Raw genomic sequence first — 12,185 nt, 5'->3', positions numbered from 1 at the left:
GGTGTCGGTGTCGGTGTCGGTGTCGGTGTCGGTGTCGGTGTCGGTGTCGTCACCATTGTTGCTGTCGTCTTTGGTCAAGGCCGCCGCGGCCAGCAGACCGGCGCCGCCCAGCAGCGCTCCGTCGAGCATGCTCAGCCCGCCACCGAGCAAGGCCTTGCTGGCCTTGCTCAGGGCCACCACGTCCTGGTCCGGATCGTCAACAAACACGGCGTCGCCGGCGATCACTTCGATGTCGGCCACATCCTGGCCCGGGGCTGCGGCGCTGTTGTCGCGGATCAGCACCTCGGAATTGGGGGCCACACGCACCACCGCCTGCTTGGTGCCGGCGGCATTGCGCACCAGCACATCAACCGGCTTGTCCCCCGTGACCACACGGTCCCCCGGCATCAAGACCTGGTTGTCGGGAACCAGAACAGTGGTGCCCCCACGAAGCACCGGAACCATGTCCGGGTTGGGGGCGGAAGAGGCGGTGGTGGCGGTGGTTTCCATGAGATCAGTCCCTGAAGAAAAACATGGCGTGAACCTGGCGCTCACGCTCACGTTCTGTTTACCGGTCCACTCGCCAATGGGTTTCAACACCGCGCGACAACTTCCTGCCGAACCTGCCATTGCGTGTGAATTTGCACGAACCAGCCCCCCACCGAAGGGGCAAAAAAAACCAGGCATGAAGCCTGGCTTTTATTGAGAGCGACGCGGGTCGCCCCGATGGGAATCGGCCATCAGCCGAGCAGGCCGGTCCCCAGAAGACCCCCACCGCCTTCTTCGTCTGATGGCGCCTGCACCAGCGGCAGGGTGCCCGCGGTCAGGTCGGACACCAGCGGCAACCCGGACTCCACCTCATCCACGATCGGCAGATCGGTGCCCAGGTCAGCCACGACGTCCGTCACCGGATCGAGCTCGCTCAGCCCGTCGAGCAGGCTCTGAGGCTGATCGACCACCTCGGTGATGTCGTCGATCAGGGAAGCGCCTTCGCCGCCCCCGGCGAGCAGGTCCGTCACCGGCTCCAGCAAGCCATCGGTGTCACCCAGGTCGCCACCGGCAAGCAGATCCGTCACCGGCTCCAGCAAACCATCGGTGTCACCCAGGTCGCCACCGGCGAGCAGATCCGTCACCGGCTCCAGCAAACCATCGGCGTCACCCAGGTCGCCACCGGCAAGCAGGTCCGTCACCGGCTCCAGCACATCCAGCAGGTTGTCCACGGTGTCCGTCACGACGTCATTGACCACCTCCGTGACGTCGTCCACCAGCTCGGTGGTCTCACCCACCACCTCGTCAACCACGTCCACCACCTGATCCACCCCGTCCACCAGGGTCTCTGGCAGATCGCCGGGCGATGTCAGCAGATCCTGAACCACCTCGCTCACCAGATCGGTCGCGCCGTCAACCGCATCGACCACCGTCTCCACCACGTCCGTGGTCTGGTCCACCACCGCGACCACGCCATCGACCACCGGCTCGACCACACCCGGCACCACACCGACCAGGTTCTCGACCGGTGGCAGCACCGTGGCCACCCCATCTTGGACGGGGGCGGTCACCGGCGCCAGGGTTTCCGGCACGTTGACCACGGGTGACGGCACCTGACCCTGTTCGGTCGAACCGGTCGCCGGACCGGTCGCCGAGACGACCGGCGCCACGCCGGACTCCGCCGTGGTCAGCACCTCGTCCACCCCATCCCACCGCGAATCACTTTCCTGATCCAGGATCGGCGAAGCCACTTCGGCCCCGTGCGACACCGACTCACCCTGGACATCCAGGGGAAGCTGGCTCTCGGTCAGGCCGGCCAACACCCCCGGGGCCCCGGCCAGACTGGTGATGTCCAGGACATCGGGCAGTTGTGCATCCAGCACCTGCAGGTCATCCAGCAGCGTGGCCAGCGACTCCAGCCCAAGCGCCTCGAGTGGCAAGCCGTCCAGAGACGACACCCCCTCCACCAGCTCATTGACCAGGGTTTGCGCCTGGCCCAGCAGGTCCGACCAGGGCAGCGCCTCGGCCTCGCCCTGCAGGGACGCCAGCAACCCCGCCGGCACGCTGCTGGACAGCGAAGCGAGCGCTGGCTCCAGATTCAGCAGGTTCATGGACAGCGCGTCCAGCGCCAGCCGGGCAGGCGAGAGCGTCGGAATGCCCTGAGACGACTGCTCCTGCACCAGCAACAACGCCGACACCAGACCCAGGCTGTTGATCAGGCCGGACCCGAGCAACTCATCGCCGAACTCATCGATGAGCAGGGCGTCCGCGCCCAAAGGAGGAAGAACATCAGTCATCGACATCACCATCAAACGGTTGGAAGGCTTTCATTGGCAGCTTCACCAACTACCCGCCGATACCTCGAATGGTTTCACCTCGATGCGGAAAAAAGTCACGTTCGATGCCGATCCGGTCGCGTCCGACGCCGAAACGGCCCCTGGCGCCACGGTGAGACCGATCCGGAACGATGGCACACCGGCCAGCGAGACCGGCGCCGGGTGCCCCTGGCGCTGGGCCGGTTCCGACGCCCGTGCCATGGTCAGCCGGGTTCGCACGTCCCTGCGGTAGTCCTCGTCGGTGAACAGTGTCATCAGCCACGGCACCTCATGCCCCTCCTCGGGCAGCAGGCGGCCGGTGTCTCCGGCCAGCTCCACCTCCCCCACGCGCATGTCGTAGATGGCCTGAACCCAGTCGATCAGGGTGTTATTGGCCTCCACCTGGGCGTCCAGAAGGGCCAGCGTCGTCTCACGTCCCGCCAGATTGAGCTTGCGCCGCGCATCGACCACCGCGTCCGACTCGCCCGCCGCCGACGACAACAGGGTCACGCGCTGCCCCGACAGCAACTGCCGCTGCCAACCCGACAGCGTTTTCTGCCGGAGCTCCCGCCGCAGGGTCGCCAGCTTTTGCTCCTCGGTCTCCAGGCGGCTGGCCGAGCGCTCCACCCGGGCCAACGCCTCCAGCGCCGCGGACGAGCCCATGCTGACCTGCAGGCCGACACGGGCCTTTTCCGAAAATCCGCCCGGGTATTCGTACCGCTTGATGAACGTCAGTTCCACCGCCGGGTACCGCGCGCTTTCCTCGGCCTCCAGGTCGGCCCGCGCCTGGTCCACATTCAGCCGCTGCGCTCGCAAGGTCGCGCTGCGGTCGCTCTCACTCGCCAGATCCGCCCGCTCCAGCGCCAGCCAGGCCTTGGGCACCTGCATCGGCGGCAGGCCCTGCACCGGCAAAGGCTCGCCCAGCAGGGCATCGAGCTTGAGGCGCGCGTCCTGCAACGACTGCTCGAACTGCAAGGACTTGTTCATCGACAGCGCCAGCCGAGACGCCGCCACCCGCGCGTCGGTGATGCCGGCGCCGCCCAGGCGAACGCGCCGGGACTCCAGGCGTTCGAGTTCCTCCAGCGCGGCGCGGGAATCCCTCCCCACCTCCACCAGCAGTTCGTAGCGGCTCACCTGCAGGTAGGCCACGAACAACTGGCGCAGAAACTGCTCTTTGCTCTGGTCCAGCCGCATCAGCGCACTCTGGCGGGCCAACGCCACCGCCTGTTTTTTGGCGCTGGTGCGACCGAAGTCCCACACCGTGTATTTCAGCGACGCGCTCAGGCGCGAGTCCACCGTGCTCGCCGGGTTGTTGCGCGAGGGTGACTCCCCATTGCTGCCCGACATCCCCAGATCCACCCGGGGGTAGGCCGCGTAGTCGGCGGAATCCACATCGGCCTCGGCCGTGCGCAGCCCGGCCCGCGCGGTCAGCACCTCGGGCGAGTTCGCCAGCGCGTCGACCATGCGGCGCGCCACCACCGCGCGGGCCTCGACCCCGTCGACCGTCTGGGCCAGCGCGCGCTCCGCCCCCCACATCGCCAGCATCAACAAGGCGGTTGGCAACCAGTTCGGCACACGGCACGCCGTCAAGAACATCATGGCTCCCTGAAAGCTTCGGCCCCCACCTTGAGCACCGGGCGCAAGAGGTACCAGGCGAACGGCTGGTGTCCAATGATGATGTCCACGTCGGCCTGCATGCCCGGCGTCACCGGCAACCGCGACTGGCCCAGCTCCGAGCCCTCCGTCTGCACCACCATCCTGAAAAACGGCCCGGCGACGGGGTCCTGGTCCACGTCGGCCGCGATCCGCAGCACGCGCCCCTTGAGCGAACCAAAGCGCAGGAAGTCGTAGGCACTGACTTTGATCTGGACCGGCTGGCCCACCAGCACCAGCCCTCGGTCTTTGGGGTGCAAGCGCACCTCCAGCTCGATCTCGGCATCGGCCGGCACCACCTCCATCAGCGTCTCACCCGGTTTGACCACCCCGCCCGACTCGACCAGGCGCAGCCCTTTGACCACGCCAGCGATCGGTGCCACCAGCAAGGTGCGGTTGCGCTGGTCCTGGGCTCGGTTGAGCTCCTCCTCCGCCGTGGCGATCTGGCGTTCGATGGCCAGCAACTCCTCGGAGGCGCGCCGCCGGAACCGCCCTTCCGCTTCCGCCACCTTGCCGCGTGACTCCGCCGCCGACGCCCTCGCCGCCAGCAAGGCCTGGCGCGCACCCAGCATCTCCGCCCGGTTGGCCTCCAGGTCCTTGAGCGCCCGGTTGGCCTCCAGGTCGGACACCAGCTTCTCGCTCGCCAGATCCCGCGTGATGCCGTACTCGCGCTCCAGCAAGGCCGCGCGCGCCGCATGCCCCTCGATCTTGGCCTCAACCTCGCCCGCACGGCCGTTGAACATGTCGACCTGGGCGCGGGCCGCGGCCAACTGCCCCTGCAGCTCCAGCAGCCGGGCCTCATGGGTCAGCTGCTCGGTGCGCGCCACCATCGGCGGCGTGCCGGCACCAAACATCTCGCTCGAAATCGCTTTGCCGCTGGCTTCTGCATCCAGGCGAAGGCGCGCCGCGTGCAAAGCCAGCACCTTGGCGTTGATCTCCTCCAGGTTCGGCCCCTGCGCCCCCAGCTCCATGCGCACCAGCCGTTCCCCCTCGCGCACGCTCTGGCCTTCGCGGACAAACAGCTCGCGCACCATCCCGCCCTCCAGGTGCTGGACCGACTTGACGCGAGCCGACGGCACCACCGTGCCCGGCGCCGTGACCGACATCTCCACCGGCACGAACAAGGCCACCACGATCAGCCCCAGCGCGACGACGCCAACGGCGGGCAGCGCCCAGCGGTGCCACGGCGAGCGGTCCACCGCCTCTTGCTGTTTTCGATGCAAGGCATCGATGACCTCTGGATGGTCTCTTTTCATGGTGTCAATGCAGCTCGCCGGGCACCGCGGTGACCAGGGTCAGATTCGGCTCGATGGCCCCCAAAGAGGGCTCCCGGTGGCGCGGCGCGACGTGGACGGTTTTTTCCGCTTTGGGCGGGGTGAAGTACAGGCTCAGCGCCTGCACCGGTGTCATCACCTGGACATCGCCCTCTCCGGACACGGCCAGCGCCACGTCCGAACTCGCCACCATCTCGGCCGAATGTGTCACCACGATCACGGTCCGCATCTTCGCGATCAACCGCAGCGAGGCGATCAATTGCAGCTCGCTCAAGTGGTCCAGATCGTTCGTGGGCTCATCCAGCACCAGCACCGCCGGGTTGCGCAGCAACACCTGGGCCAGCGCGATCTTGCGGCGCACCCCCGCCGACAGCGTGCGCCCGCCTTCGCGCATCACCGTGGCATAGCCCTGGGGCAGGCGCGAAATGAAGGCGTGCACGCCGGTGAGCCTGCACGCCTTCACGATCTGCTCGTCCGTGGTCTCGGGTGCGGCCCGGCGCAACTGGTCGGCGATCGTGCCGTCCAGAAAATAGACGTTCTGCGACAGCGTCGCGATCCACGAAGCCGTCTCGTGCCGGGAGAACTGCTGCAGGTCGTATTCGTCGATCAACACCCGCCCCTCGTCGGGGCGGTACAAACCGGTGAGCAGCTTCAGCAACGTCGACTTGCCCGCGCCGTTCTTGCCCACCACCGCGTAGAACTGCGCCGGCGCCAGCGTCAGCGACACCTTCTTGAACACCGGCTCCGACTGCTCGTCAAAGCGGAAACTGACCTCATCCAGCGTCATCGCGCCCTTGGGCCGTGGCAAAGACAGGCCCGCGCTGCCGGTCTCGCTCGGCTGGGCAAACACCGCATGGAGCCGACGCGCCGCCTCCATGGACTGGGCCAGCTGGCGCCAGGCGCCCGACAGCGTGGCGATCGGCGAGATCGCCTTGAGGGCCAGCATGTTGGCCGCGATCAGGCCCCCGATCGACATCCACTGGCTGGCCACGGCCACCGCCCCCGTGGCCGTGATCACGATCGATGACACGATCAGCAGCGAATGGGTCAGCTCCTTGGTCTCCTCCATCTCGCTGCCGCGCGAAAAACTCTCGGCCAGCCATTGTTCGTATCCGTTTTTCCACTGCGCCGCCACCGACTCGTGCTGCGCCAGCGCCTTCACCGACTCACGGGCACGGCACATCTCGGCCGTGAACATGTCCAGGCTGCGCGCCTGCTGCAGTTCGGCCACCTTGCCCTGCTTCACCTCGTCGGCGAACCACCAGGCCATGGCCGCAAAGACACACACCATGCCCAGCACCACCGGCAACACCGGCAACGCCACCAGGCCCACGATCACGATCGCAAACACCGCCAGCGGCAGATCAAACAGCGACTGCACCACCGGCCCCGTCAGCAAGGTGCGCACCGCGCCGACATCGCGGAACAGGGCCACCCACGACGCCGCCGGCCGCTCCTCCAGCGAGCGCAAGGGCTGCCCCAGCATCTTGTCCAGCAGCGTGGACGACAGCCCCCAGTCGATCAGGGCACCGGCCTCGCGCAGGCTCGCCGAACGGCGCCGCCGCAGCATCCACTCCACGATCAACACCACCGCCACGCCCGCCAGCAGCGCCACCAGCGTCGAAAAGCCCTGGCGGAAGATCACGCGGTCAAACACCTCCAGCGTGAAGATCGAAGGCAGCAGCGCCAGCAGGCCGATCGGCGACGACAGCCACGCCGCGCGCGCCATGCGCTGCCGGGCCTGCGCAAAGTGCTCCAGCAGCGCCGGCCCCAGGTGCTCCTGCAAACCCAGACGGGTGGGCCGCATCCGCTCCGGCAACAGCATTTCGATCATCGTGCACTCCCTTCATCTTTTGTTGTGTTCTACGCCGCCGCAGCTTCTAAGGCACGGCAGGTGGATCACCTGTGCTGTTCGCGGTAGGCCTGTCAGCGTTGTCCAGCCGCCGCTTCGCCTCGTTCAGCAAGATGCGAAGCCTCGCCGCGCACTCACCGGCCTGCGGGTCCTGCGCCAGGAGGCGCTCCTGCGCCTGCACGTCCTCGCGCACCCGCTCCATCAAGTCGGTCAAGGCCTGCTGCAGTGCCTCGCGGCCTGCGCCCTGATCTGGTGCATGGTTCATGATTTCTGCGACTCCATGTTGCCGGTCTCCAGCGCCGCTTTCATGCGCGCCAGCCCGCGGTGCAGCCAGGTCTTGACCGTTCCCAGTGGCACATCCAGCTCCGAGGCAATCTCCGCCAGCGACTGTTCGGCGAAAAAGCGCATCGTGATCACCCGCCGCGACGACGCGCTCAGGCTGCCCATGGCCGCCGTGAAGGCCGGGCTGCGCGCGGTCATCCGGGCCAATTGCTCGCGTTCATTGCCTTCGTCCGCGAAATCTTCCAGAATTTCATCGCTGTCTTCCTGCCTCCGTTTGCGGCGCGCGAGCTCGGTCAATACCTGATTGCGTGCGACCTGATTGATCCAGGCCATTGCATTGAATGATTTGGCGGGATCGTAGGCACTGGCATAGCGCCAAATGCGCAAAAACACATCTTGCGTGATGTCGCGTGCCGCTTGGTCATCCCTGATCAGATAGGCCACGTGACGAAACACCTTGGCATGGCAAAGCACGTACAGCTCAGCCATGGCCGCCTGCTCGCGGTTCTTGATGCGTACCATCAGCGCCGGGACGGCAGCCATGCTGTCGATGCCGAGCACAGGCTCGGCATCGACCTCGATTTGTGGGGCGGTATTGGATTCCACGGGCAGATGTTAGTAGAAATCAGCGCTGTAATTTCACGTAACCGGAATCCTCAGCCGTCAACCCCCTCAATTTCTTTAATAATTCATTCATGTGACAGTTAACTCCCTGTATCGCATAATTTTTATGCATTGATCGAATCGGATTTGTCCACAGATTAAATAGCACCTTGGTGTTCACAAACCGGCGCGATTAAGGCTGAAGCATCCACCCCCCTCGAAAACCCTTAGGCAATCCAAATACCCTATTGGAATCAGGGGTTTTGGCGTCCACGTGGCCAGCATCGGTCACGGGTGCCCCCCCCCTATGCATCAGAAAAAATGATCCCGCCTCCATCGGCGCCACCCGATCTCCAGCCCATTCACGTCACCGGGACCCACGCTCTCTGGAACTCGACAGAAAACCACCGGTCTTGAGGGCCCATTCAGACCAGATCCGGCGCACCATGCCACCCGAGGCCATTCGGGTGGACCGGCGCCTGCCCACCCAACGCCGTCGACCGGCCCTCTCGTCCACGCCCCCCACCGCGTCCGGCGGGTGGGCTGCCGTGCCTCATCCGGGAAGCCGTGGGACCCATCGTCGACACATCGAGCGAGAACTGCCGATCCACCACCCCCAAGGTGCGCCCCTCCATCAACAAGATGGAGAACAGGCTGGCGATACCGACCGGGGTCAGCGCCCCCGTCCTCACCAGACCATCCGGCCTGATGCGTCGAAACACCGGGCCACCCCCGATCCCGGCCGCTTCGATCCAGTCCAGCACGGCCCTGGCGGGACCCCTGACCAGCAGCGACGAGAGCCCCTCGCCCTGTTCGCCGAACGTCTTGACCTCGGCAGCGCCCTCCACGCCCACCAACAGGCGCTCCGCCTCCGACACCACCAGGCGCTCGGCATCCGACATGCTCCAGCACGACAACGCCTGCGGCAGCAAACGCTCCCACCACATCAGCGCCACGATGGCCCTCAGGCGCAAACACTCCAGATGGGCCCGCCCCCCAGCCTTTCCCAGCTGGGCCAACCGCCGCTCCTGCAGCCACGCCAGCGAAGCCATGCTTTCGAACCACGCCTGCTGGGCGAGCCCGTCGGCGTCGGGCAACGTCGGGGGGTTGTGGCGATCTGGATGAGGGCGGTCAGGCATTCGGTGCATCGGACGCAGGCGAAGAGAGAAGAGGACGGACGAAAGAGAGGGTGCCGAAAACCATACCGGCCAAGTCGGCTATTGGTTTCACCCTTTTTCACAAAAACCCGTCAAAAGTGGCAGGGCGCACCGCCCGCAAAGAAACCCACCCCGGCCGTGAATCCCTCGCCGTCATGCGCAGGTACTTGGCCACATGTCCAATCTCTCGATGGTTGCCGCCACCTCCGACCTGCTGCGCCTGGCGGTGGAGGTGGAAGAACTGGCGCACCCCTTGCAACAAGCGCTGCACACCCTCTTGCGGGCCACCGGCTCCCGTGAAGGTCTGCTGGCCGAACTGTCCTGGGATGAAGACCGGCAGACCCGCCTGCAACCCGTCGCCTCGCTGCGGCTCGTGCCCGGCTCGCCCCCCGCCAGGGACCTCTCGCCGCCGCTGTCCAGTCCGGCCGGGCTGGCCCTCCGGCTCGAGCAGCTCGACAACGGCGCGATCATCGAATCGCCGCTGGAGTGCCTGCTCGCGCCCGGCCATCCCGAATCCACGGCCGCCCCCGGCCTGCCCCGGATCGCCTATGTGTTCGGGCGCGAAAACACCGGCCACTACCTGCTCGTGCTCGACCGGCACCTCGGCAGCGTCGGCCTCGCCGACAACGACAGCGCCGACCTCCTGTTCCAGGCCCTGGAAACCCTGTTCCACGGCTGGAAGCTTTCGTCCATGCGGGCTTCCACCGAAGCCCTGCTCGAACAGGCCCTCGCCAGCGACACCCAAGCCGACACCGGCACCCATCACCTGTTTGACCACCTCCGCCAGGGTGTGATCCAGATCGACGTCAATGGCTATGTTGAATTCATCAGCCCGCCCGCCCTGCGCCTGCTCGGCCTGAGCCACCTGCCCTTCTCCCAACAAACCCACTTCAGCGCCCTGCTCTCCAGCGCCTGCAGCCTCTTCGACCCCCACCCGAGCGCGCTGCCCGACCACCTGCGCTGGATCTTCGAGCAGCGCACCCTGCCCACCGTGGACAGCATTCCCCGGCGCTTCGTGCTCCACCGCGAGCGGGGCGCCGATCTGTGCATTGAAAAATTCCACCATCAGGAAGGCATTCACGGGCTGATCCTCAGCGCCTGCGATGGCGACGACGACACCGGCTCCGGCCCCGAGGAAGTGCGGCGCTTCGAAGACATCATCAGCCACGCCCGGCGCGACAGCGAATCCCGCTATGAAGCCGAAGAACTGCTCGCCGCCGTCGCACGCAATTTCCTGGACCCCATCCGCTCGCTGCACCAGCAGGCCGCCCACCTGCTCGACCCCGCCCCGCCCGGCGAACCCGCGCGCATGGACGCCCTGCGCAAGATCGCCCACACCGCGGCCCACCTGTCCGACGTCATCGGCAACGTCGTCGACTACCACCTCGTGGCCAAGAGTACCGTGCGCGATGAGATCGTTGACCTCGAGTCCCTGGTTCGACTCACCACGCAGAACGTCTTCCCCGACCTCAGTCCAGGCACGCTCACCATCGGGGCCATGCCCGCTGTGCGCGCCGACCCAGGCCTGCTCATCCGAGCCCTGTCGCACCTGATCAACTTCGCCTGCGACCACCGAAAACCCGAAGAGCCTCTGCGCGTGTGCCTAGGCTTCAGCCACACGCAGAAGTCCTTCGTCCTGTCCGACAACGGCATCGGGGTCGACATGGGCCTGATCAACAAGCTCGTCAACATACCGCTGGCCGATGCCCATTCCCTGGACACCGGGCTCGTGCTCAGCGGCCGCTCGCTCGCAGTGGCCAAGAAGATCATCAAGATGCACGGCGGCGCGTTCGAGGTCATTTCCATGCGGGGCGTCGGCACCACCTGCTATTTCCAGCTGCCGCTGGCGACCAACCTCGAAGCTTCGTTCTGAGTCCGCGGCGAAACCCGGGACACCCGAGCCCGGTATCTGGTGGGACGGATCAGCTGAAACCCCTCCCAGGAGTCCCCATGCACCACCAGACCCGCCCCACCACCGTTCGCTCGCCGCTCGACCTCGGCGAACTGAGCCAGCTCCTGCACGCCATCAAAGGCGACCCGGACTTCTTTGACGTCTTCAAGGCCTTCGCCGACCCCGCCCCATCCCAGGCCACCGAACTCTGGTTCCAGATCGACGGCACCGACCTCGACGTCACCGAGTGGCTGCTGGACGACGACGGGCTCTCGCCGCCCCCGCCCGGCGCCGGGCTGGCCGTGCATGCCCAGCTCAGGCCATTTCCGTGCGATGAAGACCGCAACACCATCTCCCTGGGGCTGTGTTTCCAGGACGCCACCCTCACGCTCTCGCGCAACGGCATCGCCCGCCGCGACGACCGGTTCATCGCTCGCTCCAACGGCTCCCTCTCCGCGCTGACCGAGGGGCAGGCCGTGGTGGTCGATGGCCAGGTCGTTGGCTTGGTCAAGCGCAACAGCGGCGGCCTGTGTCAGCTGGATTTCAACGCCCGCTGCACCATGGACCTCATGGACACCTTGCTGGGCCAGCTCGACTGTCTCGGCCCGGCTGCCTTGAACCTGGGTGACAACGCCATCGGCTGGACCTTCTGCTGCTTCTACCTGGGCCGCCCTGAAGTCCCCGAGGAGCACATTTTCATGGGCTGCACGCAACACCCGGACACACTGCGCTGTCCCGAGCTGAGCCTTGAACTGATCTGAGGGTGATGTTCAAGTTCTGCACCGGCACCAGCCGCCGCCGGTAGTCGGGGTACGCATCCAGACACCGCGCTATCGATTCCGGCTTTAGCTTTAGGGCTGCGCTGAACAAATAGCCGAATTGAGTGGCCCGCTGAGCAAGGGGTCGCTGACGCGTTGCCGGTGACCAATGCCTCGGTGGCGCAGCGCCCCTTGCCGAACACGATGTCGTACCGTCCCAGCACCGCGGCAGGGTCCGTGAGGTGGTTGCCGCTGCCACTGCCGATCACATCGAGCGCGAGACCCCGTTCAGCGCACGCGATGCGAATCTCTTCCAGCTGAGCGGCCTGGCGCAACTCGTCGGCCATGTCGCCAAAGGCGGTGGCGAAAATGGCGACGGCGTGACCACGGCCGCGCATCCAGAGCGCCAGGTCGCGGGTGAACATCTCGGCCC

General features: G+C 66.3%; 11 protein-coding genes. 3 read left to right on the top strand and 8 right to left on the bottom strand.

What is annotated here, in order from left to right:
* The 8 genes from IV088_RS18440 to IV088_RS18405 form a co-directional block, all read right to left on the bottom strand.
* A partial coding sequence (locus tag IV088_RS18440; protein WP_291105244.1) for a hypothetical protein occupies window positions 1–489 on the bottom strand: 489 nt, incomplete at its 3' end.
* Between the two features lie 230 nt (window positions 490–719).
* Window positions 720–2,264, bottom strand: a complete 1,545-nt coding sequence (locus IV088_RS18435; protein ID WP_291105241.1) for a hypothetical protein — start codon at window positions 2,262–2,264, stop codon at window positions 720–722.
* A 42-nt stretch (window positions 2,265–2,306) separates the two neighbouring features.
* Window positions 2,307–3,881, bottom strand: coding sequence for a TolC family protein (locus IV088_RS18430; protein WP_291105239.1), 1,575 nt, complete (start codon window positions 3,879–3,881; stop codon window positions 2,307–2,309).
* Window positions 3,878–5,191 (bottom strand): HlyD family type I secretion periplasmic adaptor subunit, encoded by a 1,314-nt coding sequence (locus IV088_RS18425; RefSeq protein WP_291105238.1) that lies wholly within the window; start codon window positions 5,189–5,191, stop codon window positions 3,878–3,880. The genes IV088_RS18430 and IV088_RS18425 overlap by 4 nt, the downstream gene beginning before the upstream one ends.
* Window positions 5,192–5,195: 4 nt before the next feature.
* Entirely contained in the window at window positions 5,196–7,043 is a 1,848-nt protein-coding gene (locus tag IV088_RS18420; protein WP_291105235.1) for a peptidase domain-containing ABC transporter, read from the bottom strand.
* A 46-nt stretch (window positions 7,044–7,089) separates the two neighbouring features.
* Window positions 7,090–7,326 (bottom strand): hypothetical protein, encoded by a 237-nt coding sequence (locus IV088_RS18415; protein ID WP_291105233.1) that lies wholly within the window; start codon window positions 7,324–7,326, stop codon window positions 7,090–7,092.
* A complete protein-coding gene (locus IV088_RS18410) occupies window positions 7,323–7,949 on the bottom strand; it encodes an RNA polymerase sigma factor (RefSeq protein ID WP_291105230.1) in 627 nt (208 codons plus the stop codon). Before IV088_RS18410 ends, IV088_RS18415 begins: the two co-directional genes overlap by 4 nt.
* A 422-nt stretch (window positions 7,950–8,371) precedes the next feature.
* Window positions 8,372–9,043, bottom strand: a complete 672-nt coding sequence (locus IV088_RS18405) for a hypothetical protein (RefSeq protein ID WP_291105228.1) — start codon at window positions 9,041–9,043, stop codon at window positions 8,372–8,374.
* Between the two features lie 250 nt (window positions 9,044–9,293).
* Between IV088_RS18405 and IV088_RS18400 the strand changes: the two genes are divergently transcribed.
* From IV088_RS18400 to IV088_RS18390, 3 genes are all read left to right on the top strand, one after another.
* Window positions 9,294–10,976 carry a PAS domain-containing sensor histidine kinase gene (locus tag IV088_RS18400; RefSeq protein ID WP_291105224.1) on the top strand — a complete coding sequence of 561 codons (1,683 nt, stop codon included), beginning with the start codon at window positions 9,294–9,296 and terminating at the stop codon, window positions 10,974–10,976.
* A 77-nt stretch (window positions 10,977–11,053) separates the two neighbouring features.
* A complete protein-coding gene (locus IV088_RS18395) occupies window positions 11,054–11,755 on the top strand; it encodes a hypothetical protein (protein ID WP_291105222.1) in 702 nt (233 codons plus the stop codon).
* A gap of 239 nt (window positions 11,756–11,994) precedes the next feature.
* A partial coding sequence (locus tag IV088_RS18390) for a hypothetical protein (RefSeq protein ID WP_291105221.1) occupies window positions 11,995–12,185 on the top strand: 191 nt, incomplete at its 3' end.

It is taken from the genome of Hydrogenophaga sp. (assembly GCF_018780075.1).
Lineage (GTDB): Bacteria > Pseudomonadota > Gammaproteobacteria > Burkholderiales > Burkholderiaceae_C > Hydrogenophaga.
The sequence above is the reverse complement of the archived record's forward strand: the minus strand, read 5'-3'. Positions and strand labels throughout refer to the sequence as shown.